The organism is Brevibacillus sp. JB24b (assembly GCF_051713385.1).
Taxonomy (GTDB): domain Bacteria; phylum Bacillota; class Bacilli; order Brevibacillales; family Brevibacillaceae; genus Brevibacillus_B; species Brevibacillus_B laterosporus.
Window position 1 is genome coordinate 242,507 of record NZ_JBNVQV010000001.1, and the last position, 17,701, is coordinate 260,207.

Consider the following 17,701-nt stretch of genomic DNA (forward strand, 5'->3'; position numbering starts at 1 on the left):
AGAGAGGAAGAAACATGACAAAGATACCGCATAATGATGAAGCTGAAGTAGAACGTCGTCTGATTGAAGTGTTAGGGGAAGGGCGCAATCAATGGAATTATCGTCCAGATTTAAAATCAGAAGAAGATCTATGGAAGAACTTGCGTCAAAAAATTACACAAAATAACTTATCAGAAATTGGAGAACATCCAATTTCTGATAAAGAATTTGACAATATTAAAACAGAATTGTTATCGAAAACAAAGACACCCTTTGATGCGGCTAGATGGCTCAAAGGGGAGAATGGAATTGCTCGTATTACGATTGAACGTGAAGATGTATCTTTAGGTCCGATGTCTTTAGTGCTGTATTCCAATCAAGACATTGGTGGCGGAATCTCTACATATGAAGTCGTTCATCAGATTGCAAAACAAAAGGCAAACGTTGATGATCGTGATCGCCGATTTGACGTGACACTCTTAATCAATGGGTTACCCATTGTTCAAATTGAATTGAAGCAAGTCAGTGCCAAAGACGGTGTATTCCAAGCTTATAATCAAATTAAGAAATACGCAGAAGAAGGGTTGTTTAGAAATAATATCTTTTCTACTCTTCAGGTATTTGTCATTTCCAACGAACAAACGACTCGCTATTTTGCCAATGCGTTGCCAAAAGACATACATAAGAAATTTGTCTTTAGTTGGCGGACAACGGACAATCGAAAAGTAGAAAATCTCTATGAATTTGTGAAACAAGTCTTAAATATTCCAGATGCACATCGATTGATTGCCAATTATACGATCGTTAGCGAGGATCAAGACAACAAAACCTTAATGGTATTGCACCCTTATCAAATTCATGCGATTGAAGCCTTGTTTACATCTGCCATGAAACATGAATCTGGATATGTTTGGCATGCAACCGGTTCAGGAAAAACGTTGACAAGTTTTGTCTCTACGAAATTATTAGCTCGTAAACCAGGTGTAGATCGTACCATTATGCTTATTGACCGAAAAGACTTGGATAATCAAACGATGACAGAATTCACCAAATTTGCTTCCGAGTTTAATACCGGTATTTCTTCTGATAATGCCAAGTCTAATAGCTTGATTGTCGGAACCGAAAGTGCGAAAGAGCTGAGTAATACTCTACTATCTGATACCAATTCCAATACAGTGATTATTACCACTCGCCAAAAATTAGAAGCTGCCTTGCGTTATGCTCAAAGACAAGAAGAACAAAAAGGCACCCAACGTTTTAAGAAACTACTAGGGCAACATATTGTCTTTGTCGTAGATGAATGCCATCGTGCGTTAAGTGCAGAAGGAATGAAAGAGATCAAGGGTTTTTTTCCAAATTCCACATGGTTTGGATTTACAGGTACACCGATATTTAATGAAAATAAAAAACAAGCTAAAGGCCAATTAGCTCGCACCACTCGTGATCAATATGGAGAAGTTTTGCACACTTATACCATTAAAAATGCATTGGATGATGGGGCTGTTCTAGGGTTCCAAGTAGAGCATGAAGATATGATTGAACCCACATCATTAAATAATCATATTTTTAATCAACTTCGTCTAAATGAAAAATACGCCAATTTTAGTAATGACGAAATTAACGATATGATCGATCAAATGGATGGAAGAGAGAAGGAAGCATATCTTGAACCATTTACTTTCGAAAGTGATGATCATATTCAAAAAGTCATTCATAAGATTTTTCGACCAGATAATGCCTATATCAAATTTGATTTCCAAAATAGTCGCCCGCAAAAGTCTGCCATCTTAACAACAAGTTCCATTGATATGGCGAAACGCTACTATCAGGCAATCAAGGAAATGACCAAAGATCCAGAATGGTTGACGAAAGAATTTGCTGGACATCCGATCCGAACAGGGCGCACGATTGAAGACCCGGACTTCCCTCGGATTGCCGTCACCTATTCGATACAAGAAAATGAAGATAATTCCAAACAAATTCAAGATGAAATGAAAGAAATTATTAAGGACTATAACGATTATTATAATACAGCTTGGTCGATAGAAGATATTGAACGATATAATGGTGATATCAACAATCGTTTAGCTCGTAAGAAAGCAGAATTCAAAGAATTTGGGAAACAAATTGACCTTGTTATTGTTGTGGATCGCTTATTGACTGGATTCGATGCACCCACAATTCAAACGTTATTTGTGGATCGAAATTTAAGTTATGCCAATTTGATCCAAGCCTTTTCTCGGACCAATCGTACCTATCCTGGAAAGAAAAAAGGATTAATTGTAACATTCCGAAAACCTTCGACAATGGAACATAATGTAGAAGAGGCGACGAAGTTATATTCTCAAGCACAAGAGGAATCTAATCTTGTTTATCCAACTTATGATGAATCGAAGAAACGATTCCAAAAGGCTCATAAAACATTGAAAAAACTGGTGCCAAATCCAACCGACATTGACGAGCACTCTCCACTTGAAACTCGGATTGAATTTGTGAAAGCTTTTCAAGAGTTAAATAATTCCTACGAAGCTTTAGTTACGTATGATGATTATAACGATGAAATGGAGAAATCAAAAGCACTCCAAGATCAGGTAAAGACCTTAGAAGAATATATTGGCGTGTACAACACGGTTAAGGGATCGCTAGTCGATGAAAGAGACGGTGATAGACCAGGAGGACCAGATTTCTCAGACATTGAATTCTATGGAGAAAATGCGATTAAGATCTATGATATTGACTCAACTTATATTGACCGATTATTAGAAACGTACTCAGCTAATAATCAGAATATCCGTGACGAGATCGAAAAAGTACTTCAAAAACTGAAAAAATCAGAAATTGTTAAAGCGGTATACCGTGCGATTTTAAACGCCATTGATGCCAAAGAAATAAATTCAGAGGAAGATACTTTTGTAGTGAAACGACGTTTCTTCACCGAATCCTATAATAAAGCGATTGGAGAATTTGCGAAAGCTTGGTTTGTGGATGAAGGAGAGCTGCATTCATCTGCTGTTCAATATGTAATAGGATCAGAGCCTATTCCAAATATCGGGGGAATTATTGACAGCAAGCAATTTGATAAGTTTAAAGCCGTACACCCAGATGCAAAACCGTTAAAATATGGACCAGAAATGAAGCGTCAGTGGAGAAAGACGTTAGATGAAGTCATTGTACCTTTGAAGGATGAGTTGAGATAAAATCGTTTTGCAATTAATGCTTTTCTTTAAAAGGGGTCATACTCGCAGGAATGCTGGACTTGACCGTCAACGATCTGAACTGCTTCCCCGATTTATTGGAGATATGCGAGAAGAGGTGCTGAGGCGCCTGTGAGTTGTAATATAGTTTGTCACTGATAGGAATATATATTATCATCTGTAAGAAAAAATGAAATGGAAGTAAGACTACTTTAGAAAACCACAAAAATAATTTAAAATGAATGGCTTCGATCTTTCTTATCAAAGATCGAAGCCATTCATTGTTTTAAGGGAATAGTATTCTAGACTAAGTCCGTTAATCCGTTATCATGACCGAAGGAGTAGCTGTCCGCACGAAAATGATAGCATCAAAAGCTTTTTCTGGAATCATCTGTAAAGTATACATCTTTTCAATTTTTCCATACAATCCACTAAAGACTGCACCTATTGCACTGATGGGCTGAGTTCTATTCAGATATGCGGTGAAATTTTCATCATGTCTTGCCTTTGCAAAGTCCAGGAATCCATCCTTCATGTTTGTATGTGCAAACAGAACAGCTAGCCGATCGTTCCCACTATTTTTTACATAAAACTCTTTTCGCTCATTGGTAGTGGCGTCATTAGCAATGAAGGAGCTTTCGTAGAATTCACTTCCTATTGCGTAATATTGGTCCCCTAAGGTTTTTGCGAGATACGCTCCCATGCAGGCTGTCATTCCCATGGAAGTGGAGGTTTTTTCAATGTGTCCATTATGTCCTGTTATGAATATGTTTTCGCGACCGTAATATTTCTTTTCAAATGATAAAATCCATATCACTTTTTCTGCCATATAGTGATCACGGGTATTGTTATAGTTCGCATTTGTTCCGCGCAGTGTAGCGTTTTGCTTGATAGCCTCGGCAAAGGCTAGAGCCAACTCATATTCTTTCTCAGAGCTTTTTGCGGTATAAACGGATTTGTTTTCCTTCATCCGCTCCATCAAGTTTTTAATATGGGAGAGCCCCTCCTGTACGTTGGCCTGCTTTTGATCATACACCGTTTTATCATTCAGATTCGAAAGTGCAATCTCATACTTGGAGGCAAGTGTCGGATCAACCTTTTTTAAATAGGAGAATAGCCCGTTTTTGTTATGGTCATAGCGTTGCATGTCAAAACCATAAAAATGAATTTTATCTGTTGCATCCCGATGCTCATTATAGGAGCGCATCCAAGATAGAAGGGCTGCCATTTCTTGCGTATTGTAAATCGTAAATCCGATTGCTTTTGCAGCATCTTGCGCAGTTCCGCTGCCTCCTAATATGTATTCATTGACCTTTTGTCCTCCGCCGAAATCGCCTTCTATGGCAAATACGCGATATCCTTGTTTTTCCACCAGATGCTTAAATATATCTGACTTCAGCGTAGTAAATTGCTTGTTACCATGTGTAGCTTCTCCAAACCCGATGATGGTTTTCGAAGGAAGGTCCATTTTTGAAACAGGAACAAGGTTAGATTTCAATGACTGTTGTAACGTGTTGGGTGATTCAGAACGGAAACCCGTGAATACACTCATCATGATGAACAAGCTTATTACGATCAGGAGATTTTTTTTCATATCGTTCTCTCTTTCTTGAGCTGATCATTCGTTTTTAATTGGATGAAAGGTGACAACCGCGTATGTCATCTTCTCGCCCGGATTGATAAAAACGTACAAGATTCATGTTGTGGTTTTTCTTACTATTTACACTATTATACTCCTTCCTGATGTCGTTTAACTATATTGAATTTATTTCGCAGTCCCCGCCCTTTACATCCTATCCTACCCGTCCGGAAAAAGATTCGCCCATCTGGTGGAAGGTACAGACGGAAACTATTCTTTAATAGGCATAGGCAATTTAGTCACTTCTTTTTCTTTTTCTGCTTTTTCTGGTACTAATGTGTTTTTATTTTCCCTCAAAGAGTTACTACCATCTGTATTAAGAATGGCATTTTCTTCTTCCCCAGCAGGAACGGTAATGCTATGCATGGTTACAGTAGTTATACCTCCGTCAGAGTGAGTATAGCTATAAGTCTCTTCTATCGGCTGATTTAGTATAGTTTCTGTTTCTTGGATAGTTTGTCTACTCTCAATTTTTTGATTAATCTTTTCTAAAGCTAGTGACTGCTCAGAAAATATTTTGGGAATAGTTTTTTCCACATTTGTTTCTTGAGCCATAGCCATTGAGGGCAGCATCAAAATAGCAGCCGAAAAAATCGCAATAATGGGTTTTATAATTTTTTTCATGATTTACCTCCATTTTTTAATAAATTATGGTAATAATAGGTATAGCTATTTTTTTCCAAGGAGTGGTTAAGAAGATGATCCTATTTTTGGTTGACTATTTATTGAAGATATTTCTAATAAGTTTTGGCGTTTATTTTTTGCTGAATATTCTTCAGATTCTTCGACAAAGAAATTCCATTAGACAAAAGGGGAATGCTGAGCTTGTAAAAGTACTAAAAGATATTTCTAATGCTTTAGAAAAAAAGAATAACTTTTTCTAACTAGTGGAGTTAGTATAGTTTCATGGACACCTCTTAGTTAAGTCCTTACAATGAAAACAAGAGGAGATGAGTCCGGATGGAACACAAAAAAACGAACAAGAGATACAATGAAGATTTTAAAAGAACAGTGGTAGATCTTTATCACTCTGGTTACTCTGTAAAGGAATTATCTAGCGAATATGGTATTTCAGAAGTCACCATTTATAAATGGATCAAAGAATTTACTCCTCTCGGAGAAGCAGGACAATCTATAGCACCTAAAGAGATTGCTGCTATGCAGAAGGAAATGCTGCGATTGAAACAGGAAAATGAAATTCTAAAAAAGGCTATGGCCATATTCGCAAAAAAGTAGAAATTGCAGAATGGAATCAATTTATTGAAGCAAACAGAGAAAAGTACTCTGTACAGACCATGTGTGAGGTACTCAATCTTTCCAGAAGTACATACTATCAATTCCAAAAGAAAGAGCCCTCTCTACGTCATAAAGAGAATCAACTGATTACAAAGAGAATGATTGAAATTCATCAGGATAGCAAGGGACGTTATGGTGCTCCCAAGATCCACTATCTTTTGAATAGAGAAGGCTTTTCTATTAGCCAGAAAAAAGTGCAACGATTAATGAATAAGGCTGATATTCGATCCATTACGCGTAAAAAATTCCGCCCACAAGGAAGCAAAGACAGAGTGATAGAGAGACCTAATCTACTTCAGCAAGATTTTAAAACAACATCTATTAACGAGAAATGGGTAGCAGATATTACGTATATTCATACTCTTCGAGATGGTTGGTGTTATTTGGCATCCGTTCTTGACCTACATTCTAAAAAAATCATAGGGTACTCTTTTTCACGTCATGTGACAGTGGATGTAGTTTTGCATGCATTAAAAAATGCCTATGATACTCAAAAACCCGCAAGGGATTTGGTACTTCATACCGATTTAGGTGCCCAATATACAAGCAAGGATTTCACGCAATATGTTAAGCAACTTCACATTGTTCACTCATTTAGCAGAAAGGGCTGTCCCTATGACAATGCCTGTATCGAATCGTTCCATGCCATTCTGAAGAAAGAAGAAGTAAACCATGTGACTTACATTGATTATGAATCCGCAAAGCTTGCGCTTTTTACATATATAGAAGGTTGGTATAACCGAACCCGAATACATGGTAGTCTAGGCTACAAAACACCTCAAGAAGTAGAAGACTTGCAAAGAAAAGTATCCTAGTACTTAACTTAGTTGTGTCCAAGATATTGACTCAAATCCACTAGGGTGCTTAAAGAAATTTTTGAAAATAGTTGATTACCTTTTGGATTCATTTAAAAAAAGAAAGAAATACTTTCCCTTCTGCTTCATTGAACTTCTAATAAGAGTTGTTATATACATGTGTTGATTAAGTGAAATTTTCGGAATTTTGATTGACGACAAGAAACTTCCCCTAATAAATAGGGATGTTCAGGTAGATTCCTCACAACGCCAGCTTTCAACCCGCACTCCTGTATAAGGAGCGATAGTTTCAGGAAAAAACAGCATACTGAAAGGTCTCATAAATTATTAATTGCAAACCATGATTGTAGATAAGCTTTATGCTTTATCCTCTTTAACTTTGTTTACTTTATTTTCAAGCAACAAGATTTTAATTTAGTAAAAATAAAAATATGTAATGAAGATAAAGCTCCATACCGCAAATACAATTGCTTCTGAAGCTATCTCTATGAAATAAATATAGTAATAGAAATAGAAATAGCAACCACAGAAAGCGGGGATAAGCATGAAGGCAGTACCTTACTTTTCGCAATGGGAGTCCCGTCAGTTAGTCTCGGACTTTTTATCCGGCAAATTACATCCTGCTGACGACCCCCTATGGCATCTGTCTGGCGCAGTTGACCGGGATGAATACGCTAATTGGAGCTTCCATATTTGTGGGATGGCCTCTTTAAAAATGCTGCTTGCGCATTGGCACAATCGGATTATTCCAACGATCGAACTGATGAAGCAGTGCCGTGATTATGGTGGATATGTTGTTCATGAGGATGGGAGTATTAAAGGTCTGTTCTACCGTCCGTTTGTGTCTTTTATAGCTGAAAGATATGCGCTCCAAGCAGAGGTGAAGGAGCATACACCCATTGAAGAGATTTATGACCTGCTTGATCAGGGGTATGTGTACATTGCTTCCGTTCATCCTACCATCCGTACACCAGAGATGACGCCGCCCAAACAAGGAGGGCATCTGGTGTATGTGTTTGGACGAGATACTCAACGCCAGGAGATCATCTTCCACAATCCGTCTGGAAACACAGCTACTAGTCAGGAAAATGTTCATCTTAGCTGTGGAGTATTTTCTCGTTTTTATGCCAACCGTGGAATTTTGATTAAAGACTCCAGAGCATCTGTTTGATACCATCTGTTTGATACCCATTGACGAAGCGAGTGTATTGTAAGCTGGACAATTATTTGTGATTATGACGTATGATAATCGCTTTGCGCCTTTGAGTAGAATCAGTCATAACAAGGGAAAGCTATCTACTCCATTTTGTCGTATCTATAACCTAAAGCATTAATTTAGAATTTAATCTGTTGCTTACAAGTCGAGCGGAAAACAGGTATCTAATCCTGTGTAGTCTCGGCTTTTTTGTTGCATATAAATACAAAATACAGACTAAATATTATATTTTTTCAAAAAATACTCTCTAGATTTTATATAGAAATCCCCATATTATAACACGGTTAGTAAACAAAAAAGAACCTAACCAATGCTACTTATGAATGAGGCATGTCTACGTATTTCTTGGTCAACGTAAGTCCATTTTTGTTACTGGAACACCTAATTAATCGCAAAAATAAACCTCATGTAGCAAAGGAAAACATTTCTTGACAACCACCCTCAAAATATTGATAATAATAATCGTTTTCAATTAAAAGCAGCGAGGAGTCTTACCGAATGAATTTTTTCTATTCTTTCAAGCATCACATTTTTCCTTTTCTTGTTGTACTTATGCGAATTGCCTTTGGGGGAGGGTGGTTGTTAGCTGGGGTGACCAAGATTACTGATAAGGGCTGGTTTCGGGAGCCGAGTGTTTTTCTACAGGACTATTTAGAAACAGCTTTAACGAAACCGAATGTACCTGAGTTTTACAAGGAGTTTATCAAGCACTTATGTCTTCCTTATGTTGATTTTTATAATTATGTCCTTCCCATTGTTCAGATTGTAATTGGTATTTTGCTGATTGTAGGTTTATGTACATTGCCAAGCATTCTTATTTGTTTATTTATGCATATTAATTTCATTTTGTCAGGCAACATGAATCTACTCAGTCTTGTTCTTTATACAAGTGCCTTTGGTTTATTGCTTTGCGGTTCGTATACCTATTTGCTTAGTTTAGACCAATTGTTTAAACGCGTGCCTTCTTTTGCACAGAAGAGGATATCAAAATCCGATAATGTTACTCTGAATAACAGATCTTTGGTGAACTAATACGTATTGGTAAGTAAATTCCTGTGTACATTTCATCTCCAAAAAAATATTGACAGATTTTAAAAAATATTGAATAATTTGTTTTGAAATCTATTGATAATAATAATCATTATCATAATTATAGCTTATTGATAATAAGCAGGGGAGTAAACAAAATGATACAGAAAAAGGCTATTTTTCATGTTCTGGTTTCCACGAGTCTTTTGACGTCTTTAGGATTACCGTCTTATGTGTCTGCGGCAGTAGAAGAGAATCTGGTGCAAGACGAACAAGTAACGGAAAAACCGATCGTAGAGAATAAAACGGGAGGCTCTAAATCAGACCCAAAAGGTACAGGTGCGGGTATAGGGGACGGCTCAGTATCTCAAGGTGATGAAAGCGTAGTTACAGTGGGCAGTCAGGAAGCTAAGACTGAAAAAGAAACAGGTGTGGTGGACAGCCCGGAAGTCCAGATTGAAGAAAGCACAAGTCAGATCGGCACCGACCGATCTCAGGATGAAGAAAGCACAAGTAAGGATAATACCCTCGAATCTCAGAAGGAACAAGGCGAAAGTCAAGTGGTCACTCCAACTCCTCAGCCAAATCCAGAGGATATAAATTTAAAGCCAGAAACTACCACAATCGAGATAGAATCGGTAGAAGCCATTCCAGAATCAACTTATTCAAATCGGACATTTGCATTTAATTTTAATTTACCAAGTAATGTCACGGTTCAATTAAGCAACGGTAAAAAAATAGAATTATACGTCCGTTGGAGCTTTGACCAGTACAACCCTGACGATGTGAATAGTCAAACATTCACGGCTGTGGGAGCGTTACGTGAAACTTCTTGGAGTTCAGCTCTTCCAGAAGGCATAACTAACACCAAGAATATGAAAGCGACAGCTAAAATTACAGTATCGGCGGCAAAGCAGATCACGAGTGTGAATCAGCTAGCTGATATTGTTGAAAAAGAAAATGGCACAAGCTTTTATCAGTTGGGGTTACCAAATAGTGTAGACATAATCCTAGATGATGGTTCGACCCAATCGGTTGGGGTTTCTTGGGAACATGGAGATTATGACGAAAACAATCCGGATGCCCATACGGTTCAATTCTTAGGTAATTTGGGAGATCGATCTGGTTTGCCTACGGGAATTGCTAATAGTGATGGTGTTAAGGCGAAAATAAAGGTTTCCTTCAAAGATGCACGTACAATTAGTAGTCTTACGCCTGTCGAAATCAACAATGTGTTAAGTGGAACTCCAAAAACAGAAGAAGCGCTGGGCTTGCCTGAACAGGTAGAGGCAGAACTGATTGACGGTAGCAAAGTTCAGGTGCCGATAGAATGGAATGTAGACGATAGTGCCTATGATCCTAACAATCCAGCAGAGCAGACTTTTAACGTGGCTGGTACATTAAAAAATATCCCGGCTGGCTTAAAGAATCCGAGTGAAGTAAAAGCGGAGGCGAAAGTAAAAGTCGCTGCTGCCCTTCAGATTACAAGTATTGACCCTGTACAGGTGGCACAAGTACCTAACGGCATTAGTAAAACAGCACTTGCTTTTTATCTGCCGAAGCAAGCAAATGCGACGTTAAGTAACGGTAAAACGGAAAAAGTGGATGTGACATGGGAGCTGGCAGCTTCAAATTACGACCCAGCTAATGAAAAACAACAAGCAGTGGAAGTAAGAGGTACGTTAGTTCACTTACCTGCCGGTGTTGTTGTACCTAGTCAAAAGGCAATTGCCAATATCTCAGTTAACGAAATGCGTTATGTGCAGTCGCTGAATCCGATCTCTGACATTACCGGAATCGTTAGCGGGACGAATGCTTCACTAGAAGCGCTACACCTGCCAAAGCAAGTAACTGTCGTATTATCGGATAGAAATAGCATCAATGCAGATGTGCAGTGGGATTTACATAGCATTAGCTATGAAAAAGGTAATGCCAAGGCACAGGATTTTACGGTAACGGGAACGTTGATTAATCTTCCTGTCGGAGTAAAAGGTAACAATGTCGAGGCAAAAGTTAACGTCAAGGTGGATGCAAAGATTGAGCCTACTGTAAATGTAGGAGTTACGATGAGTGATGTATCTGTCGAGAGGCAAGGGCGAGATACGACCGAGGTACTTGGTGAATATTTCTTGCCTTTGTCTGGAGATGTTACAGGTTCGAATGGACAACCAATCAATGGACCTGGAACGGCGTTGTTAGTGCTACAAATGTACATCAACAATGTGGAAGTAAATACAGTTGACTACTTAGGTCGCCAATTAGCATTAAACCACAAGCTATATGTGGGCTGGAAGAACGAAAATGTGCTGGCCGAAATTGAAAATGTGCTGAAAGCGGCCTTATTACATCATCCTGAGGGTAGAAATTATGAAGTTATCACCTCCTCGTCACCAGCGGGAATTATTATTAAGCAGAAGCCAGGAACAGGCAACAGCGCTAGTATCATTCTCAATGTGATAGACAATGAAAATGGTTCGGCGGTTGAAGGTCTGACATGGGGCGAGTTGGAGACGAGAACGGAAGGAAGCTTTGGTATTGTTGGGCAAAAAGCTAAGTTCAGCACCCAAGTAAATACTAGGGCAGATACAGCGGGAAATCTTGTTGTCCATATCGCTGATGGCAAAATCGATAAGCAAATCGCTGTGCCGGTAGAGGCGAATGATGATACCGCTGCTGTTGCTCAGGAGGTAGCGAATCGCCTAGCAGCAGACTACGGAATAGCCCATGCATATGCTGTAAATACGGATGGAAGCAAGATTACATTCGAAGCCCTTCAAGAAGGCGCAAAAGAATTGAAGATAGCGGTAAAAACAGTTGCTGACACAGGAAGCAAGCCGGATGTAGGCACAGGTGGCGAGGAGAAAGAGAAAGAGCCGGAGAAAGATAGAGATAAAGAGCCAGAGAAAGACAGAGATAAGGAACCGGAGAAAGATAGAGATAAAGAACCGGGGAAAGACAAGGATAAAGAGCCAGAGAAAGATAGAGATAAAGAACCGGAGAAAGATAGAGATAAAGAACCGGGGAAAGACAAGGATAAAGAGCCAGAGAAAGATAGAGATAAAGAACCGGGGAAAGACAAGGATAGAGAGCCAGAGAAAGACAGAGATAAAGAGCCGGAGAAAGACAGAGATAAAGAGCCGGGGAAAGACAAGGATAAAGAGAAGAAACCAGATAAAGAGACGGATAAGGATAAAGATAGAGATAAAAATAGAGATAGAGATAGAGGCAAAGACAGAGCTAGAGACAGAGACAAAGATAGAGATAGAGACACGGATAAAAACAAAAATACGGCTACGACAACGACAACAAACAATCAAGAAACCCAAAACACTGCTAAAGTCGAAAACAAAGACAAATCGACAGCAAAAACGTTTGGTGATTTAAAGAACCATAAGTGGGCGCAAAACTCAATTGAGCTGTTAAATTCTAAGGGGATCATTTTAGGAACCTCTGAACACACATTTACTCCAAAAGCGGCAATGAAGAGTGGAGATTTTGCACTCGTCGTGATGAGAATATTTGATCTGAAGTCAGATGTTGCAGGTAGTACCCCTGAAGTCCCACAAAATAGCTATTATTCTGAGGCGGTAACAAGTCTGATGGGACAAGGAATCATTCAAAGCTTCGAGGGTGAACAGTTCAATCCAGACACGCCTATTACAAGACAGGATCTAATGGTTATCCTGTATCAGGCAATGATTAAGTCTGGTATGGAGCTGAAAAAGGGTGAAGTGGCTGAGCTGAATCGTTTTGCGGATTCTAATAAGGTGAAGAATAACGCGAAGGAAGCCATCAGCGCATTAGTTGCTGAAGGAATTGTAAAAGGAGACGGTAGAAATCTCAATCCAACTGCCCATGCTTCAAGAGCGGAAATCGCAGTGCTACTAGAACAAGTAGTACATAAAATTCCTAAGAAGAAATAATCAAATGGTAAAGTACTAAAATAGTGGCCACTCTAAGGACGTCCCGTGGATGCCTTACGAGTGGCATTTTTATATTCAGGAAAACAGCTTGATTGATCTCATGAAAATCCTCTCCTCGATTCGGTTTGCACATATAACGAGAAGGGAGGAGGTTTTGTGACAAACGAATAGAGAAGTGGGGAATCAGAATAATCAGGCTACGCATGCTGTAACTGATTGCATAGGCAAAAGGCAGTAACAATAGGTGTTACTTCTTTAAAAGCCAAGTAGATTTGACGATATTTTTTTTGCTTTACCTTCCTTATTTCAATGTTCTTATGTGATTTGAAAAATAGCTCAGGACCCATCGTGATCCCAATACCCTGAGAGACCATATTGACAATCGTTTCACAATGCAGGACCTCTAGTATGATATTGGGACGCACATGATGAGCAGTTAAATTTTCTAAAACTAATGTCTGGTAAGGACCTTTTGGCATGATAAAGTCCATACCAGCTATTTTTTTTATATCAATGATTTTTTGCTGAGAAAGCATGTGGTTTTTAGGTAAACCCAAGACTAATTCGTCTTTTTTTACAGGTATCACGTTCAAACGGTGATTTGTATCAGCATCAACAATGAACCCAATATCTACAGTACCGTTCATAATCCAGTCCATGATTTCACCATATGTGCCCTCAAATAATATTACCTTCACACCGGAATAGCTCTTTTTAAAATTTGCCAGCATGGTAGGTAATATCTGAGATGCGGCGCTTGTAAAGGCTCCTATTTTTAGGGTCCCTTCGAGTTGATTGTTTTGGATTGATAATTCCTGTTTAATAATAGCCTCGCTTTTAAGAATCTGTTGGATATGCGGCAGGATTCGATCGGCAAATGCAGTCCGGCTAATCTCTGCTTGCTTATTTCGATGTAATAAAGGATAGCCGAACTCTTTTTCTAAACTAGCAATGGCATGGCTGACTGCTGATTGAGTCATGTTAAGCTGTTCCGCGGCTCGTGTAAAATTACCTAATTCAACAACCTTCTGTAATACCTCATATCTAGCTATCGTCATAAGTTATCCTCATACCTTCTATGCAAATTATTAATTTCACTAATATGACTATACCCTATACGATAAGAATTGAACATGAAATAAAAAGGGTGGTTACCATTGAGAAGGATATATTTATTACTATTGGGTATGTTTGCGCTAGGTGTGGATGCTTACGTTATGGCTGGGATTTTACCTAGTATTGCTGAAGATTTTGGTGTATCTATTGGAGCCTCAGGACAAACTGTTAGCGTATTTACCTTATGCTATGCGATTGCGGCGCCTGTATTTGCAACCTTGATGAGTAAAACGAATGCAAAATATACATTACTAACAGCATTATCGATCTTCACATTCGCGAATTTTATTACTGCGATTACGCATCAGTTTGTCATTTTATTGATTTCGAGAGGACTAGCGGGGATCGGTGCAGGTCTTTACTCGCCATTAGCCTCGTCAGCAGCTGTTTCATTAGTGGAGGAAAAGCAAAGGGGGAGGGCGCTAAGTACGATATTGCTGGGAATGAGCGCGGGAACTGTGATAGGCGTTCCTTTGGGCATCTATATATCCTCTATCTTCGAATGGCGAATGACCATGTGGTTTATTGTAATGATTGGGGTAGTAGGAATAGTAGCTCTATTGTGTAAGTTCCCAGTAGTAAAATCGAATAGTTTACCGACACTCAGAGAACGATTGGGTATGTTTAAAAATAAAGATATATCGCTCGTCATGACAATAACCATGATACTGAGCTTTTGTAGTTTAGGCTTATATACATATTTAGATCTTATTATTGGCGCTTATGGATTTGAGAAATCGATTGTTTTTATTTGGATGTGGGGAATTGGTGGTATTGCGGGGAGCTTTATCATTGGTTATCTTATGGATTTTTATAAGAGACCTAGAGTTATCCTGATGTACTTATTAATCCTGATGCTTATATCTTTCATACTAATGGGAAGCGTCCATTATCTGGCAGTAATATTCGCAATCGTCTTGATGCTGTGGGGGGCTAGTGGCTGGGCATCCTTAGCAACACTACAAAAAACACTAGTCGAAATCAGCCCTGAGCATGCTACTATTTCAATTGCTCTTTTAAGCTCTATCAATTATCTGGCCGGCTCAATTGGGACGATGACAAATGGAATATTGTTAGAACAAGGAATGACCCCGATGACTTTGCCATATCTCACAGGTGGTATTTTAGTGATTGCTATAGGATTACAGTGGATTTTGATAGCAAGAAAGTGATAAATAGAAATGATATATGGAACAAAAGTATAGGTAAAGCCTATTTTTTACGGAGAGATCGAGGTAACACCAAAGGCAAATAGAATAAGAAGAAGTTCTTAGATGAGTTATAATAAGGGTAACCCTTATAAGGAAGTGTAATGATATGAGCAGTAAAACAAATGCGTGTCGTTTGCTAGATAAACATAAGGTTCCCTATACGGTGCATGAGTACGAATGGGATGAGGAGCATTTAAATGCGAAACATGCTGCTCAGCAGGTTGATTTACAAGTAGAGCAGGTTTTTAAAACCCTAGTACTTCGTGGTGATAAGACGGGGGTTATCATGGCTTGTATTCCTGCCCATAAGGAGCTTCACTTAAAATTAATGGCAGCTGCTAGCAAGAATAAGAAGGTAGAAATGGTGCCAATGAAAGAGATACTAGAATTAACAGGATATATACGGGGTGGTTGCTCACCTCTAGGTACTAAAAAAAATTATCCGCTCTATATTGATGAGTCAGCTCTTAGATTTAGTCTGATTAGCATTAGTGCTGGTAAAAGAGGATTGCAGATTTTTATGAATGCAACTGACTTAATTAAGGTAAGTAAGGCTACTTCTGTGAGTCTGACTATGTAAGAGAAATCTATCTCATCTGTTAAATAGCCATCTATAATGATTGGTTTACCGAAGAAAAAAAGTAAATAGATTGATCTAGTGTCTTAAAATCAACGCTATTCTTTTTAAGCCTGTAACAACAAAGTCTTGTTGTTACGGGTTTTTTTACATTTCAGATGAAGGTCTTCTACTTCGAGCGCTAGGTAAGTGGTGAGTAGTTGACTTCATGTGAATAGCGAATAGAGTCAGACCTCCAATTCTTGTTTGAGAGAAATTACAGTAGCCGAAAATAGTAGAGGAGACTCCCATTTACTATGAGTTTTAGACTAATAATATATCTTATGCAAATCGTAATGATTATTATTTGTGTTGACTTGTGTGTGTACGTGCAGTAGTATGTTTATTAAATCGTAATCGTTACGATTTAATTCTGGGTATGATTTCTATCATCTTATATACCTGTACGAAAGAAGGGTACTTACATATGAGTGAAAAACGAGTTCCCGTCACTGTTTTAAGTGGGTATCTTGGAGCGGGAAAGACTTCCATTTTGAATCATGTTTTAAACAATCGAGAGGGCCTTCGTGTAGCAGTCATTGTAAACGATCTGAGCGAGGTGAATATCGATTCTAATCTTATAAAGAATGGTGGCGGGATTTCCAGAACAGACGAGAAGGTTGTTGAGCTGTCTAATGGTTGTATTTGCTGTACGTTACGTGAGGATTTATTAGTAGAGGTAGAACGGTTAGTGAATGAAGATCGCTATGATTATATCCTGATTGAATCCACCGGAATAGGAGAGCCGCTACCAGTAGCACAAACCTTCACGTATGTAGATGAAGAAAAGGGGATAGACCTTTCTAGTATTTGTCGGCTGGATACAATGGTGACTGTAGTGGATGCGAATCGTTTTTGGCATGATTTTTCTTCGGGAGAAAGCCTAGTGGAGCGTGGCCATGCAGTGGATGAGGAAGACACGCGTGAGATAGTCGATTTGTTGATTGACCAAATCGAGTTTTGTGATGTTTTAATCGTAAATAAATGTGACATGGTTAGTGAAAAGGATTTACTGCATTTGGAGCAGATTCTTCGAAAGCTTCAACCAACGGCAAAATGCATCCGAAGCTCTTATGGCAAGGTTGATCCAAAAGAGATTATGAATACAGGGCTTTTTGATTTTGAAAAAGCGAGTCAGTCTGCTGGATGGTTACAAGAATTACAAAAGCCAAGTCATACTCCAGAAACAGAAGAATATGGAATATCCTCTTTTGTATATCGTCGAAGAATTCCGTTTCACCCTGAGAGATTATATAAATGGCTACAGGATTGGCCAGAGGATGTGGTGAGAGCAAAAGGCTTCCTCTGGATTGCTACACGAAATGACATAGCTTTAACAATTAGTCAGGCAGGTTCATCTATTCAATTGGAGTCAACGGGCTATTGGGTATCGGCTTTACCCGAAGAAGAGAAGCAGTTCATACTAGCGGAAGACCCTGAATGGGCAGAAACGTGGGACCCTCAGTTCGGAGATCGTATGAATGAAATTGTATGTATCGGGATTAAGTTAGAAAAAGGTGATATCATCCGATCTTTAGATGCTTGTCTTTTAACAAATGAAGAGCTAATTGCAGACTGGAATACCTTGAGAGATCCATTGCCAACAAGTGATGTGATTGTTGAGTCACTAATTAGCAATGAATAGTAAATATACATGATCAGGAGGA

General features: G+C 38.7%; 11 protein-coding genes. 8 read left to right on the plus strand and 3 right to left on the minus strand.

The window, feature by feature from the left end:
- Positions 1 to 14 precede the first annotated feature (14 nt).
- On the plus strand, positions 15 to 3,176 hold the full coding sequence (locus tag ACQV1I_RS01350; RefSeq protein ID WP_116335361.1) for a type I restriction endonuclease subunit R: 3,162 nt from the start codon (positions 15 to 17) through the stop codon (positions 3,174 to 3,176).
- 313 nt (positions 3,177 to 3,489) lie between these two features.
- Here the strand turns inward: ACQV1I_RS01350 and ACQV1I_RS01355 are convergent, their stop codons facing one another.
- Positions 3,490 to 4,767 (minus strand): erythromycin esterase family protein, encoded by a 1,278-nt coding sequence (locus ACQV1I_RS01355; RefSeq protein ID WP_116335360.1) that lies wholly within the window; start codon positions 4,765 to 4,767, stop codon positions 3,490 to 3,492.
- A 255-nt stretch (positions 4,768 to 5,022) separates the two neighbouring features.
- A complete protein-coding gene (locus tag ACQV1I_RS01360) occupies positions 5,023 to 5,436 on the minus strand; it encodes a hypothetical protein (protein WP_116335359.1) in 414 nt (137 codons plus the stop codon).
- Between the two features lie 336 nt (positions 5,437 to 5,772).
- Here ACQV1I_RS01360 and ACQV1I_RS01365 point away from each other — a divergent pair.
- The 4 genes from ACQV1I_RS01365 (at position 5,773) to ACQV1I_RS01380 (ending at position 13,091) form a co-directional block, all read left to right on the plus strand.
- Positions 5,773 to 6,923 (plus strand): IS3 family transposase gene (locus ACQV1I_RS01365; protein WP_116335482.1). Its coding sequence is split into 2 segments (ribosomal slippage): positions 5,773 to 6,013 and positions 6,013 to 6,923, totalling 1,152 coding nucleotides; the frame shifts between segments, so codons are not numbered across the junction.
- A 544-nt stretch (positions 6,924 to 7,467) separates the two neighbouring features.
- On the plus strand, positions 7,468 to 8,094 hold the full coding sequence (locus tag ACQV1I_RS01370; RefSeq protein WP_116334981.1) for a C39 family peptidase: 627 nt from the start codon (positions 7,468 to 7,470) through the stop codon (positions 8,092 to 8,094).
- Between the two features lie 543 nt (positions 8,095 to 8,637).
- Complete coding sequence (locus ACQV1I_RS01375) at positions 8,638 to 9,171, plus strand: DoxX family membrane protein (protein WP_094701150.1); 534 nt, start codon at positions 8,638 to 8,640, stop codon at positions 9,169 to 9,171.
- A 155-nt stretch (positions 9,172 to 9,326) separates the two neighbouring features.
- Positions 9,327 to 13,091, plus strand: a complete 3,765-nt coding sequence (locus tag ACQV1I_RS01380) for an Ig-like domain-containing protein (RefSeq protein WP_116334982.1) — start codon at positions 9,327 to 9,329, stop codon at positions 13,089 to 13,091.
- 197 nt (positions 13,092 to 13,288) lie between these two features.
- On the opposite strand, the gene ACQV1I_RS01385 is transcribed toward ACQV1I_RS01380, so the two are convergent.
- Positions 13,289 to 14,149, minus strand: a complete 861-nt coding sequence (locus tag ACQV1I_RS01385; RefSeq protein WP_094701152.1) for a LysR family transcriptional regulator — start codon at positions 14,147 to 14,149, stop codon at positions 13,289 to 13,291.
- A 99-nt stretch (positions 14,150 to 14,248) separates the two neighbouring features.
- Between ACQV1I_RS01385 and ACQV1I_RS01390 the strand changes: the two genes are divergently transcribed.
- The 3 genes from ACQV1I_RS01390 (at position 14,249) to ACQV1I_RS01400 (ending at position 17,679) form a co-directional block, all read left to right on the plus strand.
- A complete protein-coding gene (locus ACQV1I_RS01390) occupies positions 14,249 to 15,379 on the plus strand; it encodes an MFS transporter (RefSeq protein WP_116334983.1) in 1,131 nt (376 codons plus the stop codon).
- Positions 15,380 to 15,524: 145 nt separating this feature from the next.
- Positions 15,525 to 15,998, plus strand: coding sequence for a Cys-tRNA(Pro) deacylase (gene ybaK, locus ACQV1I_RS01395; RefSeq protein WP_116334984.1), 474 nt, complete (start codon positions 15,525 to 15,527; stop codon positions 15,996 to 15,998).
- A 463-nt stretch (positions 15,999 to 16,461) separates the two neighbouring features.
- Positions 16,462 to 17,679 carry a GTP-binding protein gene (locus ACQV1I_RS01400; protein ID WP_116334985.1) on the plus strand — a complete coding sequence of 406 codons (1,218 nt, stop codon included), beginning with the start codon at positions 16,462 to 16,464 and terminating at the stop codon, positions 17,677 to 17,679.
- Positions 17,680 to 17,701: the final 22 nt, after the last annotated feature.

Excerpts from the sequence above, each read along its gene's own strand:
- ACQV1I_RS01350 (WP_116335361.1), top strand. The coding sequence starts at position 15 with ATGACAAAGATACCGCATAATGATGAAGCTGAAGTAGAACGTCGTCTG.
- ACQV1I_RS01355 (WP_116335360.1), bottom strand. The coding sequence starts at position 4,767 with ATGAAAAAAAATCTCCTGATCGTAATAAGCTTGTTCATCATGATGAGT.
- ACQV1I_RS01360 (WP_116335359.1), bottom strand. The coding sequence starts at position 5,436 with ATGAAAAAAATTATAAAACCCATTATTGCGATTTTTTCGGCTGCTATT.
- ACQV1I_RS01370 (WP_116334981.1), top strand. The coding sequence starts at position 7,468 with ATGAAGGCAGTACCTTACTTTTCGCAATGGGAGTCCCGTCAGTTAGTC.
- ACQV1I_RS01375 (WP_094701150.1), top strand. The coding sequence starts at position 8,638 with ATGAATTTTTTCTATTCTTTCAAGCATCACATTTTTCCTTTTCTTGTT.
- ACQV1I_RS01380 (WP_116334982.1), top strand. The coding sequence starts at position 9,327 with ATGATACAGAAAAAGGCTATTTTTCATGTTCTGGTTTCCACGAGTCTT.
- ACQV1I_RS01385 (WP_094701152.1), bottom strand. The coding sequence starts at position 14,149 with ATGACGATAGCTAGATATGAGGTATTACAGAAGGTTGTTGAATTAGGT.
- ybaK (WP_116334984.1), top strand. The coding sequence starts at position 15,525 with ATGAGCAGTAAAACAAATGCGTGTCGTTTGCTAGATAAACATAAGGTT.
- ACQV1I_RS01400 (WP_116334985.1), top strand. The coding sequence starts at position 16,462 with ATGAGTGAAAAACGAGTTCCCGTCACTGTTTTAAGTGGGTATCTTGGA.